The organism is Pandoraea fibrosis (genome assembly GCF_000807775.2).
GTDB classification, from domain to species: domain Bacteria; phylum Pseudomonadota; class Gammaproteobacteria; order Burkholderiales; family Burkholderiaceae; genus Pandoraea; species Pandoraea fibrosis.
In genome coordinates this window covers 3,432,932-3,456,409 of sequence record NZ_CP047385.1, presented here as the reverse complement: position 1 = coordinate 3,456,409, position 23,478 = coordinate 3,432,932, and the positions used below count along the sequence as shown (strand labels likewise).

The 23,478-nt window shown below is 62.5% G+C and carries 21 protein-coding genes; 11 read left to right on the top strand and 10 right to left on the bottom strand.

Going from position 1 to position 23,478, the window contains the following annotated elements; all coding sequences use genetic code 11:
• The first annotated feature begins 150 nt into the window (after positions 1-150).
• A complete protein-coding gene (locus tag PI93_RS15265) occupies positions 151-1,176 on the top strand; it encodes a MerR family transcriptional regulator (RefSeq protein ID WP_039365701.1) in 1,026 nt (341 codons plus the stop codon).
• A 29-nt stretch (positions 1,177-1,205) separates the two neighbouring features.
• On the opposite strand, the gene epsC is transcribed toward PI93_RS15265, so the two are convergent.
• Both epsC and pdxR read right to left on the bottom strand, forming a co-directional pair.
• Entirely contained in the window at positions 1,206-2,147 is a 942-nt protein-coding gene (gene epsC / locus PI93_RS15260) for a serine O-acetyltransferase EpsC (RefSeq protein WP_039365703.1), read from the bottom strand.
• 278 nt (positions 2,148-2,425) lie between these two features.
• A complete protein-coding gene (gene pdxR, locus PI93_RS15255) occupies positions 2,426-3,859 on the bottom strand; it encodes a MocR-like pyridoxine biosynthesis transcription factor PdxR (RefSeq protein WP_039365705.1) in 1,434 nt (477 codons plus the stop codon).
• Positions 3,860-3,988: 129 nt separating this feature from the next.
• Between pdxR and PI93_RS15250 the strand changes: the two genes are divergently transcribed.
• Positions 3,989-4,420, top strand: coding sequence for a carboxymuconolactone decarboxylase family protein (locus PI93_RS15250; protein ID WP_039365707.1), 432 nt, complete (start codon positions 3,989-3,991; stop codon positions 4,418-4,420).
• A 53-nt stretch (positions 4,421-4,473) separates the two neighbouring features.
• Here PI93_RS15250 and PI93_RS15245 read toward each other — a convergent pair whose 3' ends face one another.
• Positions 4,474-5,442, bottom strand: coding sequence for a LysR substrate-binding domain-containing protein (locus tag PI93_RS15245; protein ID WP_039365709.1), 969 nt, complete (start codon positions 5,440-5,442; stop codon positions 4,474-4,476).
• 274 nt (positions 5,443-5,716) lie between these two features.
• On the opposite strand from PI93_RS15245, the gene PI93_RS15240 reads away from it, so the two are divergent.
• The 3 genes from PI93_RS15240 to PI93_RS15230 are packed head-to-tail and all read left to right on the top strand — an operon-like array spanning position 5,717 to position 9,165.
• Positions 5,717-7,108: a 2-hydroxycarboxylate transporter family protein gene (locus PI93_RS15240; RefSeq protein WP_236105549.1), complete on the top strand. Its 1,392-nt coding sequence runs from the start codon at positions 5,717-5,719 to the stop codon at positions 7,106-7,108.
• A gap of 41 nt (positions 7,109-7,149) precedes the next feature.
• Entirely contained in the window at positions 7,150-8,337 is a 1,188-nt protein-coding gene (locus tag PI93_RS15235; protein WP_039365713.1) for a CaiB/BaiF CoA transferase family protein, read from the top strand.
• Positions 8,338-8,340: 3 nt separating this feature from the next.
• On the top strand, positions 8,341-9,165 hold the full coding sequence (locus PI93_RS15230; RefSeq protein WP_039365715.1) for an HpcH/HpaI aldolase/citrate lyase family protein: 825 nt from the start codon (positions 8,341-8,343) through the stop codon (positions 9,163-9,165).
• A 123-nt stretch (positions 9,166-9,288) separates the two neighbouring features.
• Here the strand turns inward: PI93_RS15230 and PI93_RS15225 are convergent, their stop codons facing one another.
• On the bottom strand, positions 9,289-9,798 hold the full coding sequence (locus tag PI93_RS15225) for a MerR family transcriptional regulator (protein WP_080758992.1): 510 nt from the start codon (positions 9,796-9,798) through the stop codon (positions 9,289-9,291).
• Between the two features lie 84 nt (positions 9,799-9,882).
• On the opposite strand from PI93_RS15225, the gene PI93_RS15220 reads away from it, so the two are divergent.
• On the top strand, positions 9,883-11,118 hold the full coding sequence (locus tag PI93_RS15220) for an NADH:flavin oxidoreductase/NADH oxidase family protein (RefSeq protein WP_039365717.1): 1,236 nt from the start codon (positions 9,883-9,885) through the stop codon (positions 11,116-11,118).
• A gap of 31 nt (positions 11,119-11,149) precedes the next feature.
• On the opposite strand, the gene PI93_RS15215 is transcribed toward PI93_RS15220, so the two are convergent.
• From PI93_RS15215 to PI93_RS15200, 4 genes are all read right to left on the bottom strand, one after another.
• Complete coding sequence (locus PI93_RS15215; protein WP_039365718.1) at positions 11,150-11,542, bottom strand: carboxymuconolactone decarboxylase family protein; 393 nt, start codon at positions 11,540-11,542, stop codon at positions 11,150-11,152.
• A gap of 137 nt (positions 11,543-11,679) precedes the next feature.
• The gene (locus PI93_RS25005; protein WP_052240362.1) at positions 11,680-13,293 is read right to left on the bottom strand and encodes a methyl-accepting chemotaxis protein; all 1,614 of its coding nucleotides are present in this window, start codon (positions 13,291-13,293) and stop codon (positions 11,680-11,682) included.
• A gap of 349 nt (positions 13,294-13,642) precedes the next feature.
• A complete protein-coding gene (locus PI93_RS15205) occupies positions 13,643-13,801 on the bottom strand; it encodes a hypothetical protein (protein ID WP_158453248.1) in 159 nt (52 codons plus the stop codon).
• 154 nt (positions 13,802-13,955) lie between these two features.
• Entirely contained in the window at positions 13,956-14,846 is an 891-nt protein-coding gene (locus tag PI93_RS15200; protein WP_080758994.1) for a LysR substrate-binding domain-containing protein, read from the bottom strand.
• A 92-nt stretch (positions 14,847-14,938) separates the two neighbouring features.
• Here PI93_RS15200 and PI93_RS15195 point away from each other — a divergent pair, with 92 nt between their 5' ends.
• Positions 14,939-16,240 (top strand): aspartate aminotransferase family protein, encoded by a 1,302-nt coding sequence (locus PI93_RS15195; protein ID WP_039365722.1) that lies wholly within the window; start codon positions 14,939-14,941, stop codon positions 16,238-16,240.
• 57 nt (positions 16,241-16,297) lie between these two features.
• Here the strand turns inward: PI93_RS15195 and PI93_RS15190 are convergent, their stop codons facing one another.
• Positions 16,298-17,194 (bottom strand): alpha/beta hydrolase, encoded by an 897-nt coding sequence (locus tag PI93_RS15190; protein WP_039365724.1) that lies wholly within the window; start codon positions 17,192-17,194, stop codon positions 16,298-16,300.
• A 227-nt stretch (positions 17,195-17,421) separates the two neighbouring features.
• Here PI93_RS15190 and PI93_RS15185 point away from each other — a divergent pair, with 227 nt between their 5' ends.
• The 4 genes from PI93_RS15185 (at position 17,422) to PI93_RS15170 (ending at position 22,449) form a co-directional block, all read left to right on the top strand.
• Entirely contained in the window at positions 17,422-17,829 is a 408-nt protein-coding gene (locus PI93_RS15185; RefSeq protein WP_039365726.1) for a hypothetical protein, read from the top strand.
• A gap of 333 nt (positions 17,830-18,162) precedes the next feature.
• On the top strand, positions 18,163-19,578 hold the full coding sequence (locus PI93_RS15180; RefSeq protein ID WP_039366105.1) for a glycosyltransferase family 39 protein: 1,416 nt from the start codon (positions 18,163-18,165) through the stop codon (positions 19,576-19,578).
• Between the two features lie 246 nt (positions 19,579-19,824).
• Positions 19,825-20,172 carry a hypothetical protein gene (locus PI93_RS15175; protein WP_144400164.1) on the top strand — a complete coding sequence of 116 codons (348 nt, stop codon included), beginning with the start codon at positions 19,825-19,827 and terminating at the stop codon, positions 20,170-20,172.
• 108 nt (positions 20,173-20,280) lie between these two features.
• Positions 20,281-22,449 carry a TonB-dependent receptor gene (locus tag PI93_RS15170; protein WP_039365730.1) on the top strand — a complete coding sequence of 723 codons (2,169 nt, stop codon included), beginning with the start codon at positions 20,281-20,283 and terminating at the stop codon, positions 22,447-22,449.
• A gap of 2 nt (positions 22,450-22,451) precedes the next feature.
• On the opposite strand, the gene PI93_RS15165 is transcribed toward PI93_RS15170, so the two are convergent.
• A complete protein-coding gene (locus tag PI93_RS15165; RefSeq protein ID WP_039365732.1) occupies positions 22,452-23,399 on the bottom strand; it encodes a LysR substrate-binding domain-containing protein in 948 nt (315 codons plus the stop codon).
• Positions 23,400-23,478: the final 79 nt, after the last annotated feature.

The following is a 23,478-nucleotide window of genomic DNA, read 5'->3' as shown; positions in this document are numbered from 1 at the left end:
AGCCTAACATAACAAAAACCGACCGGTCGGTTAATTAATTCGACAACCGTTGATATGTTAAGTAACGTCCGTCGATGTTGACCTGTCCCTTGGGACCGGCCTGAGCATGGCCTCTCACGGCATTGACCGGTCGATACAACGAGGTGAGTGATGAACGATTCTGCGATCCGCCTGAACGCATCGGAGGCCGCACGACGATTGGGTGTCTCGAACAAGGCGTTGCGGCTTTACGAGCGGCATGGATTGGTTTCGCCCGGCAGAACAACGGCGGGCTACCGCGTCTACGGCACGGCCGATATGGCGCGAGCGGCGGAAGTTGTCGCGCTGCGCGCGTTGGGATTGAGCCTTGCGCAAGTCGCCAGCGTGCTAAGTGGCAGCGAGCCCCAGCCGCTGGCGGGCGCATTGGCTGCGCATGAACGTGTGCTGGACGAAGAGATCCGCGATCGATTGCAGCGGCTGGAGCGCGTGAGAAGCTTGCGTGCCGGGTTGGTGGCGGGCCGGATGCCTGCCGAAGGAGAATTGCCGGGCCTCATTGAACCGGTGGCGCCGAGTGTCGCGTTCGACTTGCCATGGCCGTGGGGTGGCGAGCGATTCGAGTTGCGCGATATTCGACCGTTGACCTACCTCATCGGATCGTTGGGAAGTGGCAAGACGCGACTGGCCATGCGACTCGCGCTGGAATTGCCGGGCGGGACATTTCTGGGACTTGATCGACTGGACGCTGGTCGCAGCACCGCCCTCGCCTGCCTGGAGCGCGACGCGCTGCTGCGTGCGCGAGTCGAGCAGGCGACGATCTGGTTGCGAGACGAAGGAGCCACCGAATCCGACGCGTTGACCGTATTGCTCGTTGCGTTGGAAGCCGAGCGCGAGGGTGCGCTGGTCATCGACATGATCGAGCAGGGTCTTGCGCAAAACACACAGGAAGCGTTGATTCGCTACTTGCGCAAGCGGACAAGGACGCAGAAACAACCGTGCTTTGTGATGACGCGCTCGTCCGCCATTCTAGACCTGACGGCGGTGGGTCCCGACGAGGCCATCGTGCTCTGTCCGGCCAACCACAGCCCACCGGTTCGCGTGGCGCCCTACCCTGGCGCGCCGGGCTTTGAGGCCGTGGCAACGTGCCTGGCGTCACCGGAGGTTCGCTTGCGCGTCGCCGCACCGCCACAGACGGGATAACGTCTCCCGGCGGCGCGACGACCGAACGATCAGGCCGGGTCGTTATCGCATCCTGAGACGGGAGGCGAGCCGGCTTCCGTGCGCGAGCGGGCTTGGGTGATGTTGCTGTACGGCGGGACGTCTTGCGTTAGCCAGACGTTACCGCCGATGACCGAGCCTTGTCCGATCGTGACTCTGCCGAGAATCGTGGCACCGGCGTAAATCACCACGTTGTCTTCCACGATCGGGTGGCGAGCGAGGCCCTTGCGCGGGTTACCGTCGTCGTCTGCCGGGAAGCGTTTGGCGCCAAGCGTGACGGCCTGATACACGCGCACACGTTGGCCGAGGATAGCGGTTTCGCCGATCACCACGCCCGTTCCGTGGTCGATAAAGAAGCCTGCCCCGATTTGGGCACCGGGGTGGATATCGATACCGGTCTCCGAGTGGGCTTGTTCCGCGATGATGCGGGCGAGCAGAGGCAATTCGAGCCGATAGAGTTCGTGCGCGATGCGGTGGTGAATCATCGCGTGGATGCCGGGGTAGCAGATGAGGACTTCGTCGACGCTGCCGGCGGCCGGATCGCCTTGATAGGCGGCAAGGACATCGCAGTCGAGCAATTCGCGGATTTCCGGGAGTTTGCGGGCGAACTGCTGGATGGCCGAGTGGGCACGTTCCTCGATGAGGGCTGCGGTAATTTCGGCATTGTGCCGGGCCTTATAGCGCCATTCGAGCCGGGCTTGTTCGGAGAGATCGTTAAGCACGGAGGTCAGGGTATGACCCACGTAATAATTCTCGCCTTGTTGGTGAAGGTCGAGAGGCCCGAGTCGCATGGGAAAGAGAACGCCTTTGAGTTGCGTGATGATTTCTGCGAGGCGTTCACGCGAGGGAAGATCGCGTCCACCGGATTCGAGCAGGCGACGTTGGCCGTCACGCCAGCGCAGGCGTGCGGAGTGCAGTGAGGAGACGATATCGTCGATTTCGAAAGCGGCCACGGGCGGGAACTCCTGAAAAGCGGGTCGGCGAAAAAATCGTCGCCGGAAAAAAGGGGGGAGACGCAAACGTCGAGCAAAGAAGCATAACGGGTTTCCAAAGCACCTGTCGCGGCATGGTCTCTATGCAATGCCGTCAAAACAAGCCACCTCCGCTCAGAAAAGCTGTTGGCGGGAAGCACAAATGGCGTAGAGGGAGACGGACCGGGGCTCCTTTCCGAATCGAGTTGGGTTTATGTCTGAGAGGCGGAAAGGGGCCCCGGTCCGTCTGGGGGGAGGTGTTAATCGGCGTAAACGGCCACAGAAAGCCTCCGACATAGTGCAAGCGCTGTTTTCGAATCGGGAATATTGGCGAACCCCATCAGCAGTCCGGCGCGTGGCGTTCCGTGAAAATGCCAGTGGCTGAGGGCGTGCACGGCGAGTCCGAGTTCGTGGGCGGCGTTGGCGACGGAAACGTCGGTCAGCCCGCCGAGAGAATCATGGAGATAAGCGAGCGTTTGGATACCGCCGGCCTGAGGCTGGACGCCGAGGTCGTCGCCAAAGACGTGGTTGAGGGCATCGACGAGCAACCCGCGACGTTCAGCGTAAAGGGCACGCATTTTCCGGAGATGGCGGGCGAAATGGCCGTGCTCCATGAATTCGGCGACTGTTGCTTGTGTGGAGATGGGGCCGGCGCCTCCGAGGAGGTTCGCGGTTTCAGTGAAGCGATCGATGAGGGTAACGGGCACGACCAGATAGGCCAGACGCAGCCCGGGAAACAGCACCTTGCTGAACGTACCGGTATAGAGCACGCGGCCATCGTGATCGAGGCTCTTCAGCGCGGGAACGGGGCGGCCGTGATAGCGAAACTCGCTGTCGTAGTCGTCTTCCACGATCCAAGCCTTTTGTTGGTTCGCCCATTCGAGCAGTGCGAGTCGCCGTGGCAGCGACAACGTGGCGCCGGTGGGGCTTTGATGCGTTGGGGTCACGACAGCAAAACGGGCGTTGGCAGCGTGATGAATCCCGTGGCTGACCTCCAGCCCTTCCTCATCCACCGGAATTGGCGAGAGACGCATGCCGGAGGCCGTCAGAAACTGACGGGCGAACAGATAGCCCGGGTTCTCGAACCACCCTTCGTCTCCCGGTTTGAGCAACGTTCGACAGACCAGATCGAGTCCGGCGCGATAGCCCGCTGTCACGAAGACCTGATCGGCCGTGCAGGCGATGCCTCGGGAAATGCCGAGATAAGTGGCGATGGCGTGGCGCAGCGGGAAGTAGCCGGCAGACTCGGGATATGCCATCGACGTGAGATCCAGAGCACGGAGATTGCGCGCGGCAAGGCGTACCCAGGTCTTGCGCGGGAAAGCGTCGAGCGCGGGCAGTCCCAGTTGAAACGGTCTTGGGACACCGGCAGGCATCTGCGTATCGACGGGTATCTGGGCGGATAGCGCCGGGGCACTGATCGGTACCGTCTCGCCAAGAGGTTCGAGATGCGGCGACACAAACGTCCCCGCCGCACCGCGAGGCGAGAAATAACCTTCGCTCGTCAGCACCTGATAGGCCAGCTCGACCGTGCCGCGCGCCAGATTCAGTTCGCTGGCCAGGCTACGCACCGAGGGCACACGGTCTCCCGCACGGAGCTTGCCCGAGGCGATGGCGTCGCGATAACGGCGATACAACTGCAAATAGAGCGGCGCGTCGTCACCCGGGCCCGGCTTCAGATAAGGAAAGTCCATCGCGATGTCCCATTCATTTCGTCAATTCTTGCATCTGACGACTAGGACATCATTCTCCTAAAGTGATGACACCGCGACAAGCCCCCCGATCGTCGCACGTTGCTTCACTACCCAACCCGGAGAATTCGTATGAGTGCCCTTCGTTTGCCGTACTACACGCTGTCGCCCGAAGCCTACCAAGGGTTCGGCGCAACCAAAAAGGCGCTGGAAAAAAGCAGCCTCGGCAAGCCGCTGGTCGAACTGGTGTACTTGCGCGTGTCCCAAATCAACGGGTGCGCGTTCTGCCTTGAAATGCACGCGAAAGCGCTGCGCGCAGGCGGCACCCCCGACTTCAAGATAGACAGCCTGGCGGGGTGGCGCGTCAGTTCCCACTACAGCGCCCGTGAGCGCGCTGCGCTGGCCTGGACCGAATCGCTCGTTGCCATCGACCGCACCCACGCGCCAGACGAGGACTTTGAGCCGCTGCGGGAACACTTCACCGAGGCTGAGATCTCCGACCTGAGCTTCGCCGTCGCCCTGATGAGTGCGTTCAATCGTCTGGCCATCGGCATGCGTCAGTAAATGTGAAAGGCCGCGCCAGGCGAAATCACCGCAAACCGCCGCCAGCCCCCGGATCAAGCGAGATCGGTACCGCGCTCTGCGGGGCGCAAGGTGATGCCGGTCCAATGCCCGTCGGCCTGCAACTCCCGGATCAGATCGGCAATACACCGACGTACCGCCACTGTGGCCGAGCCCACCGGCAGCGAGTTCGACCAGCACACGCTGGCCGGCCGTTGCAGGTGCGGCGCCACAATACGTCGCGACGGCGGGCGCAGGGCCGGATCGCGCGAAGCGAGCGACGACGCCGGCAGAATCGCGCACGCGTCGCCCGAGCGCGCAATGTCGATCAGCGTTGGCAGCGAGTCGATATCCGCCACGATGTTCAACTCGGCATTCGCCTGGGCAAAACTGCGCTCGATCAGCAGACGTAGGCCGTTCGATCCACTCGGCGCGACAATCGGCACATTGGCCAGCTTCGCCAACTCGCACGTGCCATCGCCGTCGTCTTCATAAATCGCCGGACACACCCGATGTCCCCCGAGGACATACAACTCCTCATCGAACAACGGCATCACCGACACACCGCGCGTTTCCGAATCGCGAAACAACATCGCGAGATCCAGTCGCCCGTTCGCCAGCAACTCGCCGATGTAGCCGCTCATACTCTCGAAAATCTGCAAACGGATGCCCGGATACTGCTCGCGCACCCGCGCGAACAACGGCACCGCAAGAATCGCCGCAATCGTCGTCGGAAACCCCACCGCGACCGGGCCCGCCTCGCTGCCCCCGCCTTCGCGAACCTCCTGACGGATCTGCTCCATTTGCCGCAGCACTACGCGGGCATGGCGATAAAGCGCCTTGCCGGCTTCCGTTGGCGTGACGCCCTGCGCACTGCGCACCAGCAACTGCGCTTGCAGCTCGTCCTCAAGCCCTCGCAGTTGCGCGCTTAGCGACGGTTGCGCGATATGCAGCCGCTCGGCCGCCTTCGACAGACTGCCGCTGTCCACGATCGTCACAAAATTTCGAAGCTGTCTGACGTCCATCACGGCACACGCCACCGAGGGGCATCGGTGGCCGCAAAGAAGAAAAGCCATAGCGTACCGCTATACAGTGGCCGGATATATACCCGTGTTCTAGCGATCACCCCCGATTATCTCCAAACAAAGGCCAATTCTCGCGCCCCGAGAACCAGGCCGATGCGCGAGCCATAGTCTCAATCTATACCCACATCCAAAATCGGTATTTCCTCCGAGGCGTTTCGCGCGCCTATAGTCCCGTCAACAGACCAATTCCAAATTGACGCACGGAGACAACAGAATGCGAGACGGACTTTCTGCCACGACGGCCCAGGGCGGTCACGGCGCGAGCGGCACTTCCACCGCCAGACCCGCCACCCACCCGCTGCGAGACGCATGGTGGCGCATCATGGACATGCGCGTCGGTATCGTGCCGTTACCGGTTCACCTGGTACTGATCGCGGCCATCGTCACGACAGTCCTCACCACAGGCAAGCTCTCGGCCGAACTCTCGCCGATCATCGCCCTGCTCGCCGTGTGCAGTTTCACCTGCATGGAAATCGGACAACGCATTCCCATCTTCCGCAGCATCGGCGGCCCGGTGATCCTCGTCACCTTCCTGCCGTCGTGGCTCGTATTCACGCATGCGCTGCCGCCGTCGGTCGTCACGCCCATCGTCGCCTTCTGGAAGCAGAGCAACTTCCTGTACCTGTTCATTCCCGGCATCATCGTCGGCAGCATCCTGAGCATGGACCGCAAAGTGTTGATCGGCGGCTTCCTCAGAATCTTCGTGCCGCTGGCCATCGGTTCGGTCCTCGCCGGCATCGTGGGGACCGCTGTCGGCACCCTGCTCGGCATGGGGCTCTTCCACACCGTGTTCTTCGTCGTGATTCCGGTGATGTCCGGCGGTCTGGGCGAAGGCGTGATTCCCCTGACCCTCGGTTACTCCGAAGTGCTCCACGAAAGCGCGGGTGACCTGCTTGCGCAAGCGCTGCCCGCCGTCATGCTCGGCAACGTCTGCGCCATCGTCTTCTCCGGTGTGCTCAACGCCATCGGCAAACGCTACCCATCGCTCACCGGCAACGGCCAGCTCATGCGCACCGGCGACGACGACCTCGGCGCACAGGACGCCCACAGCGAACACGGCAAGCCCGCACTGCCGGTCGACGCCACCGATATCGCCGCTGCCGGCATGATCGCCGTGTGCCTCTACTTCGTCGGCATGCTCGCGCAGAACACGCTGGGCCTGCCCGGGCCCGTAATGATGCTCGTGCTGGCGGTCGCCGCGAAGATTGGTTTCATCTTCTCGCCGAAGATCGAAGCCGGTGCCGGCGTCGTCTACAAATTCTTCGCCACGGCCGTGACCTACCCGCTGCTGTTCGCGATCGGCGTCGTCATCACCCCGTGGCAGAAAGTGGTCGCCTCGTTCAACGTACCGACGCTCGTGACGATTGTGGCAACCGTCCTCACGCTCATGGTGACGGCCTTCGTCGTGGCGCGCCGCATGAACATGCACCCCATCGATGCGGCCATCGTCGTGGGCACGCATAGCGGCATGGGCGGCACTGGCGACGTCGCCATCCTGACAGCCGCCAACCGCATGCGACTCATGCCGTTTGCTCAGATTGCCACCCGCATCGGCGGTGCCATCACGATCACGCTGAGCCTGATCGTGCTCGCCAAGATCGTTTGACCCGGCACCCGCCCTACTCATCATTTCCGGAGACTTTTGTCATGAGGCCCTTGGACGGTATCAAGGTCATCGCACTTGAACACGCCATCGCGGCGCCGTTCTGCACCCGTCAACTGGCCGATCTCGGCGCGCGTGTCATCAAGATCGAGCGTCCGGGTGCGGGCGATTTTGCCCGCGCTTACGATGCCCGCGTGAACGGCATGTCGTCTCACTTCGTCTGGACCAACCGTTCCAAAGAAAGCCTGACGCTCGACCTGAAGCAGGACGCCGCGCAAGACGTGCTGCACGACCTGCTCGCCGATGCCGACGTGCTCGTGCAGAATCTCGCCCCCGGCGCGGCCGATCGCCTGGGCCTGAGCTACGAGGCGTTGTCGGCCCGCTATCCGCGCATCATCGTGTGCGGCATTTCCGGCTACGGCCCCGACGGCCCTTATCGCGACAAGAAGGCCTACGACCTGCTCATCCAGAGCGAGTCCGGCTTCCTGTCCGTGACAGGTTCGCCGGAGGCGTCCGCCAAAGCGGGCTGCTCGATTGCCGACATCGCAGCCGGCATGTATGCGTACACCAATATCCTTTCAGCGCTGATCCAGCGCGGCAAGACCGGACGCGGCTGCCGCATCGACATCTCGATGCTCGAGTGCATGGTCGAATGGATGGGGTTCCCGCTTTACTACGCCGTCGACGACCAATCGCCACCGCCGCGTGCAGGCGCCGCGCACGCAACGATCTTTCCGTATGGCCCGTTCGAAACAGGCGACGGCAAGACCGTCATGCTCGGTCTGCAAAACGAACGCGAATGGAAGATCTTCTGCGACAAGGTGCTTGAGCAACCGTCGCTCGCCGAGGATGCGCGCTTCGCATCGAACCCTATGCGGCTGGAAAATCGCGACACCCTGCGCGCCATCATCCACGACGTCTTCATGCAGCTCGATGCACCACAACTGGTGAGCCGTCTCGATGCGGTCGGGATCGCCAACGCCAATCTCAACGAGATGCACGACGTGTGGCAGCATGCGCAGCTCATCGCGCGCGAGCGCTGGGCGGACGTCGCCACGCCGAACGGCACGATCAAGGCACCGATCCCGCCCGGCATGCCCTGCACGGGCGCTGGCTTCACACCGCGCATGGACCCGATTCCGGCCCTTGGACAGCACACCGACGCCATCCTCGCCGAACTCGGCCGGTCCGCGTCGCAGATCGACGCGCTGCATGCAGCGAAGGCGGTGTAAGCGATGTCACGTCACCCAGTCATCCGAAGCTGGCTCTTTGTCCCGGGCAACCGACCGGAGCGTTTCGACAAGGCGCTGACATCCGGTGCAGACGCCGTCATTCTCGATCTCGAAGATGCCGTGCCGCCTGCCGACAAGGTTGCCGCGCGCGACGCCGTTCGTCACTGGTTGAGTGCACTCGACGCCACTGCAACGGCCTCTGTCTACGTGCGCATCAACGCCGCATCGACCCCCTGGTTCGACGACGACGTTGCAACACTGGCCGGATTGCCGCAGGTGTGCGGCTTCGTCGTGCCGAAGACGGAAGATGCCGCCACGCTGCGTCAAGCCGCCCGCGGTGCCGGCCCTGCATTGCGACTCGTGCCGCTCATCGAGACCGCAAAAGCCTTCGCTTCCCTTGCCGAAATTGCTTCGGCGGAGCGCGTCGAACGCCTGATGTTCGGCACCATCGACTTCCAACTGGATACCGGCATTGAGGGCGACGGCGACGAACTGCTTTTCTTCCGTTCGCAGTTGACGCTGGCATCGCGCATCGGGGGGATTGCGGCCCCCGTCGACGGCGTGACCCCGTCGCTCGACGATGCCGCGCTCATCGAGGCGTCGGCACGTCGCGCACGCGCGCTCGGGTTTCGCGGCAAACTGTGCATCCACCCTCGTCAGGTGAACGCCGTACATGCAGCGTTCGCCTGGCGCGACGACGAGATCGACTGGGCCAAACGTGTGGTGGCGGCTGCACAAGCCAGCGGCGGTGCGGCCGTGGCACTGGACGGCAAGATGATCGACGCCCCCGTGATCGCCAAGGCTAACGAGATCCTCGCCAGCCGCTAATTTTCACGTGACGAGCGACGCCGAATCGTCGCAGGCGGATATCGCTCGCATCGCCGAAGAGGGCTGGGAAAGCGACTACCGCGAACGTCAGCGACGCATAGGTCTGTGCAGAAGCGCGTCACTTCAGGCGCGCTTCCTGCGCACGGCCATGTGAACCGAACCACCCCCAGCCTTCGCACTCCCCGCCGCCCCACCCGCTTTACGTCCCGCCACGCTCGGCAGCGTGTCCTGAGTCTGGCGAACCGACGTCAGCACGCGTTGCGCCGCCATCTGACAGTCCTCACCCTCGGCACGATGCTCGATGGCATCGATCAGTGTCGACAGATTGTGCTTCGCTAGCGCCAGGTTGTGCGCCAGCGCGTCGATCTCTTCCACCTTGCGACGCAAGACCGCCAGCAGCGTGTCGTGAGGCCAGGCGTTCAGATCCGGCGGCAGGATCGAGCGGATCTCGTCGAGCGAAAAGCCGGCGTTTTGCGCGCGGCGAATCAGGTCGAGACGGGTTAGCGCATCCTGGTCGTACTCGCGATAGCCGTTGGCCTGCCGCTGCGCGTTCGGCAACAAACCCTGCGCCTCGTAAAAGCGGATTCGCGACGCCGCCACGCCACTCACCTGTGCCAGTTCTCCGATCTTCATCGTTCACCTCTGGACGCTTGACATTAAAGTGAACTTTAAGGTTATCGTCACGCCATCGTCAACTGAAAGTTCGAGGCATCGACCATGGCACTCTTCACGCCCCTCACCCTGCCTAACGGCACATCGATCCCCAACCGCATTGCCAAGGCGGCCATGGAAGAGAACATGGCAGACGCCGACCACGCACCGTCCGACGCGCTACTCCGCCTCTATGACGCCTGGGCACAGGGCGGCGCCGGCCTGATCCTGACCGGCAACGTCATGATCGATGCCCGCGCCATGACCGGCCCCGGCGGCGTAGTGCTGGAAAGCGATGCGCATCTCGCCCGCTTTCGCCGCTGGGCCGAAACGGCGCGGGCGAAAGGCGCGCAGGTCTGGATGCAACTCAACCATCCGGGGCGTCAGATGCAGGCGGCATTGGGCCAGCCCACGGTCGCGCCGTCGGCGGTGGCGCTTGAACTCGGCTCGTTGTCCAAGCGTTTCGCCATGCCCCGCGAACTGACCGATAGCGATATCGCCGACGTCATCGAGCGTTTCACGCGCAGCGCCCGGCTCGCGGAACAAAGCGGCTTTACCGGGGTGCAGATCCATGCGGCGCACGGGTATCTGATCAGTCAGTTCCTGTCTCCGCTCACCAACAAGCGGCAAGATCGCTGGGGCGGCAGTCTGGAGAATCGCGCCCGGTTGCTCATCGATGTCGTGCGCTCGGTTCGGCAGGCTGTCGCGCCAACGTTTGCGGTCTCGGTCAAACTCAATTCGGCCGACTTCCAACGCGGAGGATTCGGCCCCGAGGATGCGCGGCGCGTTGTCGAATGGCTCGGCCCGCTCGGCGTGGATCTGGTCGAACTCTCGGGCGGTAGTTACGAGGTGCCGGCCATGCAGGGCGAAGCGCGCGACGGCAGGACGCTGGCGCGTGAGGCGTACTTTCTGGAGTTTGCCCGCGAGATGGTGGCGGTAGCGGCCATGCCGTTGATGATCACGGGCGGCATTCGACGTCGCGCCGTCGCCGAACAAGTCATAGCGAGCGGCACGGCCATGGTTGGCATTGCGACCGCGCTGTCGCTTGATCCGCAGTTGCCGAATCAATGGCGCGCCGGCGAGACGAGCGAGCCGCAGCTCAAGCCCATTCGGTGGAAGAACAAGACACTCGGTTCACTGGCGAACATGGCCGTCGTGAAGTTTCAGCTCATGCGCCTGAGCGCGGGCCGCTCGACGCATCCCGCTGTCTCGCCGGTACGCGCTCTCGTCCTGCAGCAATTGAACACGGCGTGCCAGACGCGGCAGTATCGGCAGTGGATCGCACGCGGTCTCGCGCGCTGATCCGGGTCGCCGTCGAGCCGGCTGGCTTGACTTACTCGAATGCAGGATCGACCGGCACGCGGTACCCCACCGCGAGCCGGTTCGTTTCATTCGCCATGCCCACCACACCAAGCAACTCGCCGAACATTTCGTCGGTCATGCCTGCACGGCGCGCCGCTGCCGTGTGGCTGGCCACGCAATACCCGCAGTTGTTCGTGACGCTGACCGCCACATAGATCAGCTCCTTGATGAGCGGATCGAGGGCTCCCGGCGCCATCACGTCCTTGATGCTGTCCCACGTGCGCGCCAGCGTTGGCGGGTGCTGCGCGATGTACTTCCAGAAGTTATTGACGTCGGGCACGCCGCGCGTGGCCTTGATATCGTCGAAGACGGCTTTGACTTCAGGGGAGGCGGAGGCGTACTCAACTGGCTTTTGCTGGCTCATGGATGGGCTGTGCCGGACAGGCATTCGTTGAAGTGAAGTCGTAGATTACAAGCTTTCCTTCCCCCACGTCGCCTCATCGCCCCCTGCATTCGCCGTCTACGGCCGTGGCGTTTTGGATTGCCAGCGTCGCCGCCGGTTCAGAACGACGTCACGGCGTGCAAACGCGCCCGAGCCGTCGTTGCGCTCCCCGAGTCGAACCCATCGTCGGCCTGATGCGCCAGACGGAATACGGCAACGGCTTGCTTGAGCGATTCGGCCTGCTCGGCGAGCGACTGCGCCGCGGCCGATGCCTGCTCGACCAGCGCGGCGTTCTGCTGCGTGACTTCGTCCATTTGCGTGACGGCTCGCGCGACCTGGTCGATGCCCGCCGTCTGCTCTTCGGACGCCGCCGTAATTTCCGCCATGATGTCGGTCACGCGTCGCACGCTGTCGGCGATGCTGTGCATGGCCGTGCCCGCCTCGCCGACAATGCGGCTGCCCGCTGCCGAGCGATCCGCAGACGTCTCGATCAGTGTCTTGATATCCCGTGCGGCACTGGCCGAGCGCTGCGCGAGCGTGCGCACTTCGCCCGCGACCACGGCGAAGCCACGCCCTTGCTCGCCGGCCCGTGCCGCTTCCACGGCCGCGTTCAGCGCCAGAATATTGGTCTGGAACGCGATGCCGTCGATCAGCGAGATGATGTCGCGAATCTTGGCGGAGCCCGCATCGATCGCCCGCATCGTGTCGGTGACCTGCACCATTGCGGTATCGCCCGCGCCTGTCTGTTCGCTGGCCTGACGCGCCAATTGGTTGGCCTGCCGGGCGTGTTCCATGTTCTGACGCACGGTACTCGTCAGTTGCTCCATGCTGGCCGCCGTTTCCTCCAGCGAGGCCGCTTGCTGCTCGGTGCGCGCCGACAAATCCAGATTCCCTGCGGCGATCTCGCGGGCGCTTGCGGCAATCGCCTCGCCACTCTTGCGCACCTTGGCGACCGTTTCGCCCAGTTGCGCTTTCATGTTGGCAAGGGCATCCAGAAGCCGTCCCATCTCGTCGTTCGAGGTCACATGCACGGCGCGTTGCAGGTTGCCGTCGGCGATTTCCTTGAAATGATCGAGAACGTCGCCCAGAGGGCGCGTAATTGCCCGATCGAGCGAGCGGGCCGTGAGGAATGCGGCGACGACGGCGAACACGATCGCGCCGAGCGTGATGGCGAACAATCGGTCGTACGTGCCGGTCGCCGAATCGAAGCTTTCCTTGGCGCGCCGGTCGTAAAGCTGCTTGAGGGCGTCGTTGGCGTTGACGTATGCCGTATAGCGCTTGCCAAGCACGGCGGCCTGCTCATAGTAGGCGTCGGTCTGCCCGGCGGTGATGCTGTTCTGAACCTGTGTGAACGCGTCCTTGAGCGCCTGTCGTGCGCTTGTCACCTCGGTGGCAAGACGCTGCTCGTCAGCGTCGGCCGGCAACGCGAGGTAGGCTTGCCATGCCTTCTCCGACTCCCCCCAATATTCGGTGCCCTTTTTGACGTCAGCCGCCTTGATCTCGGCGCTTGGCGCCTGAGGCGCACGCAGCACGACCGCTCGCGCCCGTCCGATATGAATTTCCGCTTCGCCCAGCAAACGCGTGCTGGTGAGCTCCTTGTTGTACACCTCGCGCAAACTGCCAACGGTGCCTCGCAAGCCCAGCAGTGCGAGCCCTCCGATCACCAGCACCAGACCGGCCAGACCAGCCACGGCCACCCTTAACCGCCAACGAATCGTCCAATTCTTCAACATTTGCGCTTCCGCCTTTCTTTCCAAAGCGTGGTGGCCGACACCGGCCTCCACCATCTGCCACCCGGCACGATACACGCAACGCGGTGACAGCGTTAACCGCATCAAACGGCTCGAACGCGCAAAACTTGAGCCACCGAGGAAACACGGGCTTCTGTTCCATCAAATGACACGGGAAGGGTGAGAAAAAGGCGACGGATACGACGCATTAGCGTCTGATATACGCGATTGAGACGGAGGGATGCGAGAGACGCAGCCAATCAGGTCGGCTGCCAGGAGAAGATCGTCAGCGTCGGGACAGGCAGAACGAGTTCGGTGAGCCGGACGAGACGCCCGTCCGGCATCCTGTCACTTACAACGCCCGCTTGACGGTGCGCGCCGCGCCCGAGATATCCTGCCCGACGCCATCGACCGTATTACAGGCTGCCAGACTGAACAGCGAACCGATCACCAAGAGAAACGCCACGAAACGCGACAACATATCGACCTCGATACAAAAAAACGAACTCACCCCCAGGTTTCCCCCTTCGGCATGGGACCGACAGGCCGGGAACCCGACTTATTCTTGATAGTGCGCAGGTTGCTGCCCACGCCTTGAAACAACGCGCAATTGTGCTTGAAATTCGCCCGGACGGGAACTGACGGAAAGCCCCATCATTCCCGCGCTATAACACGGCCAGCGTGTGCCGGATGTGATCGGCAAACGCCATGCTCAGGTGATTCGGACGTGCGCGATCGAACTTTACCGTAATCCCGACCGAGGGCAAGCTCGGCAGCGTATCACCTGTAACAATGCGTAAATCTGCCGGCACCGCGGTCTGTGTCATGACCGCAAAGGCCTGCCCCGAACGTGCCAACGCCGTCAGCCCCGACAGATTGCTGCTCGCGTAGGCAATCCGATACGCCCTGCCCGCTTGTGTCAACGCCTCGCACGCGGCGATGTGATCGAGCGTATCGGGGTCGGACAAGGCCAGCGGCAACGGCTCGCCGGGATTGGTCAGTACCGCGTCCAGCCCCGGATTCCCAATCCACACCAACGGCTCACGGCGGATGACACTGCCCTCGTCGACGCCTTCCGGCAGGGAAATCAGCGCCAGATCGAGGGCATGCCGCTTCAGTTGCTCCAGCAGTCGTGGCGTCGGCTCGCAAATCACTTCCACGAATGCATGCGGATGCGCCACGGCGAATTCGCGCAGCAGATGCGGCAGAAATGCGGCGGCATAGTCGTCAGGACAACCGAAGCGGAGGGTGCCGCTCAGGCCCCTGCCCGACATATCGGCCATGGCCTCGTCATGCGCCCGAAGGATTCGCTGGGCATGGCCGAGCAATCGCTCCCCCGGATTCGTCAGCACCACCCCTCGCCCGGTGCGCTGCAACAGCGGCTGATCGACGATGTCCTCCAGGCGTTTCATTTGCTGGCTCAGCGCCGATTGTGTGCGGGCTATACGCTGCGCCGCACGGCTGAGCGATCCCGCCTGAGCAATCGCAACGAACGACCGCAGCAGATCGATTTCAAGAGAGACACTCAAGGTATTAGCCTCACTTCTATCTTTCATTAGCATTATTCGCTTCTATGAAAGCAGAGCGCTGCTTAGACTGCAAGCGGGGGTTGCCCCTGCCCATCGCTTTGTCTATCGGAGATATCTGCGTGTCCAAGAACCAAGACGCCGACTTCTGGCGCAATGCCCGGCAGCATCTGATTCGTTATGGCGGCACGTTCGAACCGATGATCGTCGAACGGGCACAAGGCAGCTTCGTCTACGACGCCGACGGTCGCGCCATTCTCGACTTCACATCAGGTCAGATGAGCGCCGTGCTCGGCCATAGTCATCCCGACATCGTCTCGGTCGTTACCGAGTCCATCGGCCGACTCGATCACCTGTTCAGCGGCATGCTCTCGCGGCCAGTGGTCGACCTCGCCAAACGACTGGCCGAGGTCACCCCCGAGGGTCTGGACCGGGCCATGCTGTTGAGCACCGGCGCCGAGTCGAACGAGGCCGCCATCCGCATGGCGAAGCTCGTGACCGGCAAGTACGAGATCGTCGGGTTCGCGCAGTCGTGGCATGGCATGACGGGGGCCGCCGCGTCGGCCACTTACAGCGCGGGCCGTAAGGGCGTTGGCCCTGCGGCTGTCGGCTCGTTCGCGATTCCCGCCCCGTTCACCTATCGCCCGCGCTTCGGCCCAACCGGGCAGTACGACTATCTCGCCGAGCTGGATTACGCGTTCGACCTGATCGATCGCCAGTCCAGCGGCAATCTCGCCGCGTTCATTGCGGAGCCGATCCTGAGCTCCGGGGGCATCATCGAACTGCCGCCGGGCTATCTGGCAGCGCTCAAGCGCAAGTGCGAAGAACGGGGCATGTTATTGATCCTGGACGAAGCACAGACGGGCATCGGACGTACCGGCACGATGTTCGCGTTCGAGCGAGACGGCGTCACGCCGGACATTCTGACCCTCTCGAAGACCCTCGGCGCAGGGTTGCCGCTTGCCGCCATCGTGACATCGGCTGAGATTGAGGAGCGCGCCCACGAGCGTGGCTACCTGTTCTACACGACGCACGTCTCCGATCCGCTGCCCGCAGCCGTGGGCCTGCGTGTGCTCGACGTAGTGGCGCGCGACGGCCTGGTGGCGCGAGCCAATGTCATGGGCGAGCGTCTGCGCAACGGGCTGCTGGGCCTGATGGAGCGTTTCGAGTGTGTGGGGGATGTGCGTGGGCGCGGTCTTCTGCTGGGCATGGAGATCGTCAAGGATCGCCACACCAAAGCGCCGGCGGATGGCCTCGGCGCCAAGATCACGCGTGAATGCATGAACCTCGGCCTGAGCATGAACATCGTTCAGTTGCCCGGCATGGGCGGCGTATTCCGGATCGCACCGCCGTTGACCGTCAGCGAGGCGGAAGTCGATCTCGGCGTGTCGTTGCTCGGTCAGGCAATCGAGCGGTCGCTGTAACGAAGGCGGCGCCGCGAACCGTCCATTTGGGGTTCGTGGCGCCGTTGCTGCCGCCGATCAGGGGTTGCGCTGCGGACGCTGAACGTCGCGGAAGATGTACTTCAATGCGTCGGCCAAGGTGCTCGACCAGACCGACCATTCGTGCTTGCCGTCCACGATGCGCAACTCGGCCGGTTGCTTGTTCGCACGCAGCAACTCATAGAAGCGCGTGGCTTCCATTTCGATGTTGAAATCGTCGTCGTCGCCCGAGTTGATGTACATCGGCACCTTGATGCCCTTCTTGAGGAACTCGTCGAAGTACGCCGGATAGTTGTTCTGCTGCCAGACGCGTGCGCTGTACTCGCCATTGGTATTCGGTTCGGCGAACACCTTCACGAAGCGGGCGGACGAATCCTTGGGCGGCTCCGGATTGTAGATGGCCGGGCTCAGCAGTGCGGCCGCCTTGAACTTCTCCGGGTACTTGAGTGCGTAACGCATCGCGCCGTATCCCCCCATCGACAAACCACCGATCAGGCGTCCGTCACGCGTCTTGATCGCGCGATAGCTCTTCTCGACGTGCGGGATCAACTCGCTGAAGAATGCCGTCTCCATGCGCTCTTTCAGGTCGACGTACCAGTTGGTATTGGCGTCCGGCATGATGACGATCGCCGGCGGAATATCGCCGTGCCCAATCAACTCGTCCATGGTGGACTGCATGTGTCCCTTGACGACCCAATCGTTCTTCACGCCGTCGTTGCCATGCAGCAAGTACAACACCGGGTAGCGCGTGCTGCCGCTCGCCTCGTAGCCTGTCGGCAAGTACACGTTGTAAGTCAGCGGCCGTGCCAGATTCTTGCTGTAGACCTCGCTCGAGACCACTTCGCTCGCGTTGGCGGACAGACTGAAAAGTGCAGCACTCGCCATCACCCCCACAGCCAATTGGCGAGCCAGACCCGCGCCGCGTTGACGGAACATTTCGAACACATACCCTCCTGATGACATCATTGTCTCGTTAGTTTCGTAATCCAGAGCGTTCGCCATCGAGGACGAACGCCCGAAAGATTAACATCTGAAATGAAATCCGGGGGCAGTGAATCGCAGGGATCAATACGCGATACCATGTCGGACGCCATGCCCCATGCCGTCGCATCCGCTTTCGCAGCGCGTCGGCATCACGGTAAGAAGCCCATCCGACACGCGCCATGAACGATCTCCCTTATCTCGATTACGCAGCGCTCTTTGCCCTCGCCCAATCGAACGCTCGCATCGCCTCCCCTTGCCAATGCACGAAGACCCCGCTCGACGGCTGGGCCAGTCTGCCCAACTCGCTACCCGACGATCTGCTGGAACCCGTCGGCACGCTCATGGCGCTGCATGACTCGCAAGAACCGACGTTCAACGAATATCACCCTGACGGCACGTCATATTGGGCGGTCGATGCGCCGATTGCGCCACGCTACTTTCCGTACAACCGCGCCAACGTCTGCCGATGCCGCGAATGTGCCCGCCTCTACCTGCGCTATCAGGAAGGCGGGGGATACTTCGTCGATCAACGGATCCGCCTGCTGAACCCCGATCTGATCGTCGATGCGACCATCGATCACGAGTGACGCACAGCCCCCTGGGCCACCGATTTGTTGTGCGCTGTTTTCATTCGTTTTGAATTGTTCACGTTTGTGAATATGTGTTGACGAAACCGCGCCATCCGCCGCATCGAGAAATACGAAAAATCCAATAAAAACAACGATCTTCGATTGTTTTTCAATCCACTTCATTTGCTTCGGATTGCAAAATAGCTGCATGAACACATGCCCGCGCTCCCGGTCGAAGCGCGCATGCAAAAACACAACCCGTCCCTACCGGACACCGACTACCTGACGGTTCCCGCTCCGGCACCTCTCCAGCGCCTTGCCGCGGCACCCTGCGTCGTTTGGCGGTCGCCCGTGTTTTACGTTGCGATCTACGCAGTCGTATGGGCGCTCGTTAGCGCATCACTCGACCCGACCGTGCCTTTCGACGCCGTTGAAGCATTCAATTGGGCACGCAATGCCGAATGGGGAACACCGAAGAATCCATGGCTGGTCGGGTTTTCGATGTGGCTGGTACTTGGCCTCGACGGCAAAGGGATGGCGGTCTATTGGTATGTCTCGCATTTCGCCGCCATCGCCATTGGCATGCTCGGTGTCTGGCATCTCGCGCATCGCCTCTCGGGGGACCGCTACCTCGCCTGGCTTGCCATGTTGAGCCTGCACCTGTCGGGGGCGATCAACATCGACATGCTTCCGTACAACGACAACTACCTGCTCGTCATGTTCTGGCCGTGGATGCTCTGGTTGTTCGTTCGCAGCCTGCTCGATTCGCCGAGGTACTGGCCGGCATTGGGTGTGGCCGCCGGGCTGGCGACCATGACGAAGTACTCGACGTTCGCGCTGCTCGGCGCCATGTTCGTCGTCACGGTCTGGACACCGGAGGCACGACGTCACTACCGCCGTCCGGCCTTTCTGCTGGGACTGGCGATCCTTGTTGCCATGATCGCGCCCAACGTCGTATGGCTTGCCCATCACGACTTCGCCGCATGGCGCTGGGTGGACGATCAGATCAACGCACGACTGAACGCCCGCGCCCTTTACGGCGCACTCACGGCCTTCTACCCCGTGGCCGTGCTGGCGCTCGTGATGCGCATGGCCGGCGCTCGCTTTGCGCCGCCGGCGCGCGATGCCCGAATCGTGGCCGGTATTTTGCTGTTGCCTCTGATCCCGATTCTGCTGTACTTCACCTTGCATAACGGCGGACGCATCTCGGAGTGGCTCCAACCGTTCGCTGTCTCGCTACCCGCCGTATGCGTGGCGTGCATGCGGCCAGACATCGCCGCCCGTCCATGGCGCATTGCACGCTGGCTGGTCGCGGCGGGTTTGCTCGTGCTGGCCGGATACGCCGTGTTTCTGAGCGCCAATCTGCGCAATGCAGGACAAAAGTTCAGCGGCATCAAGGTAGCGGGCGTCGAGCTGGCGCAGCGCTGGCAAGCCCGCTATCACACTCCCTTGCGCTACGTCGGTCACGATCACCTCGCCACATGGCTCACGTTTTATGCGCCGGGCAAGCCTCGCCTGCTCATGCGGTGGTCGGCGCAGCAGCGCCCCAACATCTACACGAAAGACATCGACGAGGCAGACGTTCGCGCGCACGGCGCCATATTGCTCGGCCACCCCGGACAATCTTGCCGGCGTACCAGCTTCTCGCGCACCTTGGCACAATGGCCGACGCTCACAATCGACGCCCTTGAAACCGTGCCGTTTTCGTATCACGGCGACACCGCCCCCATTCCACTTTGCGTGGCCTACGTCGGGCCGAAATCGTGAATCGCTGAATGCCCACCGCGCACCGGCACGGATCATCCGTCCCATGCCCGTCGGCGGATTTATCCGCCGCACGGCTTGCACGCCACCACGGGCTTTCCGCACTTGGCAAAGCCACTCCGAATGTGACAGAATTCGCAACTCAGTTGCAATGCAATTGAGTTGCATATTATTTCCCACGTTGCCGATCCCATGACGGCAGCGTGCCGCCACATTCGCGTCTTGCTGTTTCACCGTCCTCTTCGGCTCATGCTTCGCCGCTGGTTTCCGCTCTGGCTTGTCATCTGCGTACTCATTTCGCAGACTGCACTGGCACGCCATGTCGTCTGGCACATGGCAGCGGCGCTCGCGATCACGACGCCGACAGATCCGGCGGACCCACACAGCCAGCACGACGGAGACAAAGACGGTGTTTGCGAGCAGTGTCTCGCATTCGTCGCCGTCGATGTCGCGCTGCCCACGCTGCCCGTCGTTGCTGCGCTTCCCGAAGCGCGGCAATGGCATTACCCACCGCGCACGCCGGTCGGCATGCGCTCCGTCTCGCGTGGCCCCACACGCAATCGCGATCCTCCTCGCCGTTCAGCGTCGTTCGTCTGAAGTCCATCTGAATCAGAACATTTGCCATCGCCGTCAGCAGCGCACCGGTACTTGCGCGTCTGCGGCCGGCCGCATGGCATCCACGCGCAACGCACACTGAGGATCGGCATGTCTGCCAGTTCAAATCTTTCGCGCTTCGGCGCATTCTCCCGTCACGCGCTCGCTGCGGCGGCGGCATCGGCTTTTGCCGTCAACGTTCACGCACAAAGCTCGTCGCCGGCCACCAACGACAACGTGTCGCTCTCCGGCACGACCGTCTCGGCCAAACGTCTTGACGCCGCGCGCAACGCGCTCTCGCCGGACACCGGTAGTTCGGTCTACAACTTCGACCAGACCGACATCCAGACGCTGCCGCTCGGTGCCAACACGCCCCTCAATCAAGTGCTGCTGCAAGCGCCCGGGGTGGTGCAGGATTCCTATGGGCAGTTGCATGTGCGTGGGGACCACGCCAATCTGCAGTACCGGATCGACGGCGTGATCATTCCGGAGGCCATCAGCGGTTTCGGGCAGGCCATCGATGCGCGCATCGCGTCGCAGATCAACCTGATTACCGGTGCATTGCCGGCACAGTTCGGCTATCGCACGGCGGGTATCGTCGACATTCATACCAAAGGATCACCCGGTCAGGAAGACGACACCGGCGAGCCGCCCAAGGCCTTTGGCGGCGAAGTCGGCGTGGTGTTCGGCAGCCACGCCGATCGCGAAGTCAACACCCAGTTGTATGGCACCAAGGGGGCATTGAGCTATTACTTCAGTGCGCGTGTGTCGGCCAACGACCTCGGTATCGAAAACCCGACGGGCGAGCGCAATGCGATTCACGACCATACGAACCAGACGAACGCATTCGGCACGATGTCGTATCTGCTTAATCCGGATAATCGTGTCTCGTTCATGTTCGGCACGGCCAACAATCGCTTCCAGATTCCGAATCGGCCGGGTGTCGAGCCTGCTTATACGCTCGATAACGGCACGATTCCCGATGCTTCGAGCCTCAATGCGAACCAGCAGGAGCGCACCGAGTTTCAGGTGCTGTCGTGGCAGAGCCATATCTCGCCGAAGCTCGATACGCAAATCTCGCTGTTCCACCGCACGAGCCGTGTCGACTACACGCCCGATCCGATAGGCGATCTCGTCTACAACGGGGTTGCGGCCAACATCACCCGGCGCAATGAAGCCTATGGCATGCAGGCCGACAGCAGCTACAAGCTCACGGATCGCCACACGCTGCGCTTCGGCCTGTTTTTGCAGCAGGAACACTTCAGCGTCGACAATACGTCGAGCGTGTTTCCCGCCGAAGACGGTCAGCAGACCAGCGGCACGCCGATCAGCATTGTGGACAATGCCAGCGATCGAGGCACCACATACGGTCTGTACCTTCAAGATGAATGGAAAGCGACCGAGCGTCTGACGATCAACTATGGGGCGCGCTACGATCACGTCAATACGGTCACGGACGAGGGGCAGCTTTCCCCACGGCTTGGCCTCACCTACGACCTGACCAGCAGCACCCGCGTGCATGCAGGCTATGCGCGCTACTTCACGCCGCCAGCGACCGAGAAGATCGATACCACGTCGGTGGCGAAATTCCTCAACACCACGAATGCCCTGCCCTCGGACGCGAACACCTCCGTGCGTGCCGAACGATCCGACTACTTCGATCTGGGTATCTCGCACCAGTTGACGTCGTCGATCACGCTCGGGCTCGATGCCTACTACCGCAATGTGCGGCATCTTCAGGACGAAGGTCAGTTCGGCAATGCATTGATCTATTCGACCTTCAATTACGACAAGGGGCGAATCTACGGCCTGGAAGGCACGGTCAACTATCGTCAGGGCAATCTCGGCGCCTATTTGAACGTGGCGGTCTCACGCGCCATGGGTCAGGGCATCGAGACAGGGCAGTTCAACTTCGATCCCGATGAGCTGGCGTACATCACGAATCATTGGGTGCATCTGGATCACGACCAGCAAATCACGGCGTCGGCGGGGGTGTCGTACCAATGGGGCCAGACGTTGCTCTCGGCCGATGCCCTCTTCGGCTCCGGCCTGCGCAGCGGATTCGCTAACAGCGAACACCTGCCCGCGTACTACCAGGTCAACCTCGGTATCGGGCAGAAGATCAATGTGCCGGGGCTTGGTCGCTTCGACGCCAAGCTCTCGGTCATCAATCTGTTCGATCGCGTCTACGAATTGCGCGACGGCACCGGCATTGGGGTCGGTGCGCCGCAGTTCGGCCCACGTCGCACCTTCTATCTCGCAATGTCCAAACCGTTCTGACGTCAATAAGGGCGCTTGCGGCGTGCAGGCGTCGATGCGCCCAGCGCGTCCTCCAGAAATGCCATGAGCGCCTGGAGACGCGCCGTGCGCCCGCGTCTCGTCGGCACGAGCAACGTGACCGGCGCACTGTCGAACGCCCAGTCCGCCAACACCCGCACCAGCTTGCCGTGCGCGACAGCCTCGCGGGTGTCCCATTCGGAGCGCAACACCAATCCCAGCCCCTGCTCGGCCCATTCGCGCGCCACGCTGCCGTCGTTGCTCGTGTAGGCAGGAACGACGCGAATGCTATCGCGCGTCGATGCGCGCCGGGGCATGGCAGCGGACGATTTGACTTCGCGTCGGAATCGCCACAACGTCACGTCCTCATCGTTCTCGCGGATGCAGATACAGCGATGTCGCAATAGATCGCTCGGTGTGGCCGGCACGCCGTATTGCCGCAGATACGTTGGACTGGCGCACAGCCATCGTTCGTTGGGTGCCAGCGCACGCGCGATCCACGACGAATCTCTGACCGCCCCCACATGGATGACAGCATCCGAATCGTATTTGTCGGGCCAGGGAGTCTCGCGCAAATCCAGTTGCAAACGCAAATCGGGATGAAGCTGCGCGAAACGCGCCAGCGCCGGTGCCACGTGATGACGGCCATAACCGAACGGCGCGGCAATTCGCAACGTACCGGTGAGGCGCTTGTCCTCGCGGCGAAACGATTCAGGCAGCGCATCGAGTTGCGCGAGCAGCGCCGACCCTTCGCGCGCAAGACGCTCGCCTTCGGCCGTGAGGCTCAACTGGCGCGACGTGCGCGTGGCCAGCGCAAGGCCGAGGGTTGCTTCGAGCTTACGCAGGCGGGCAGACAGTGCGGGCGGCGTCACGTTGAGCATGCGCGCCGCAGCGCTGAGCGATGCCGACTGCGCCAATGCCTCGATCAGACGCAGGTCCTCGATCTGGATCATTCACCTGAGCTTAATGTTTGATGTTGCGTTATTTAACCACGACGCCCCCTATCCTTCCTACACTGCCTCTTGTGACGAC

Excerpts from the sequence above, each read along its gene's own strand:
- PI93_RS15265 (WP_039365701.1), top strand. The coding sequence starts at position 151 with ATGAACGATTCTGCGATCCGCCTGAACGCATCGGAGGCCGCACGACGA.
- pdxR (WP_039365705.1), bottom strand. The coding sequence starts at position 3,859 with ATGGACTTTCCTTATCTGAAGCCGGGCCCGGGTGACGACGCGCCGCTC.
- PI93_RS15165 (WP_039365732.1), bottom strand. The coding sequence starts at position 23,399 with ATGATCCAGATCGAGGACCTGCGTCTGATCGAGGCATTGGCGCAGTCG.
- PI93_RS15225 (WP_080758992.1), bottom strand. The coding sequence starts at position 9,798 with ATGAAGATCGGAGAACTGGCACAGGTGAGTGGCGTGGCGGCGTCGCGA.
- PI93_RS15230 (WP_039365715.1), top strand. The coding sequence starts at position 8,341 with ATGTCACGTCACCCAGTCATCCGAAGCTGGCTCTTTGTCCCGGGCAAC.
- PI93_RS15190 (WP_039365724.1), bottom strand. The coding sequence starts at position 17,194 with ATGTTCCGTCAACGCGGCGCGGGTCTGGCTCGCCAATTGGCTGTGGGG.
- PI93_RS15220 (WP_039365717.1), top strand. The coding sequence starts at position 9,883 with ATGGCACTCTTCACGCCCCTCACCCTGCCTAACGGCACATCGATCCCC.
- PI93_RS15245 (WP_039365709.1), bottom strand. The coding sequence starts at position 5,442 with ATGGACGTCAGACAGCTTCGAAATTTTGTGACGATCGTGGACAGCGGC.
- PI93_RS25005 (WP_052240362.1), bottom strand. The coding sequence starts at position 13,293 with ATGTTGAAGAATTGGACGATTCGTTGGCGGTTAAGGGTGGCCGTGGCT.
- PI93_RS15170 (WP_039365730.1), top strand. The coding sequence starts at position 20,281 with ATGTCTGCCAGTTCAAATCTTTCGCGCTTCGGCGCATTCTCCCGTCAC.
- PI93_RS15185 (WP_039365726.1), top strand. The coding sequence starts at position 17,422 with ATGAACGATCTCCCTTATCTCGATTACGCAGCGCTCTTTGCCCTCGCC.
- PI93_RS15250 (WP_039365707.1), top strand. The coding sequence starts at position 3,989 with ATGAGTGCCCTTCGTTTGCCGTACTACACGCTGTCGCCCGAAGCCTAC.
- PI93_RS15175 (WP_144400164.1), top strand. The coding sequence starts at position 19,825 with ATGCTTCGCCGCTGGTTTCCGCTCTGGCTTGTCATCTGCGTACTCATT.
- PI93_RS15200 (WP_080758994.1), bottom strand. The coding sequence starts at position 14,846 with ATGAAAGATAGAAGTGAGGCTAATACCTTGAGTGTCTCTCTTGAAATC.
- PI93_RS15215 (WP_039365718.1), bottom strand. The coding sequence starts at position 11,542 with ATGAGCCAGCAAAAGCCAGTTGAGTACGCCTCCGCCTCCCCTGAAGTC.
- PI93_RS15235 (WP_039365713.1), top strand. The coding sequence starts at position 7,150 with ATGAGGCCCTTGGACGGTATCAAGGTCATCGCACTTGAACACGCCATC.
- PI93_RS15240 (WP_236105549.1), top strand. The coding sequence starts at position 5,717 with ATGCGAGACGGACTTTCTGCCACGACGGCCCAGGGCGGTCACGGCGCG.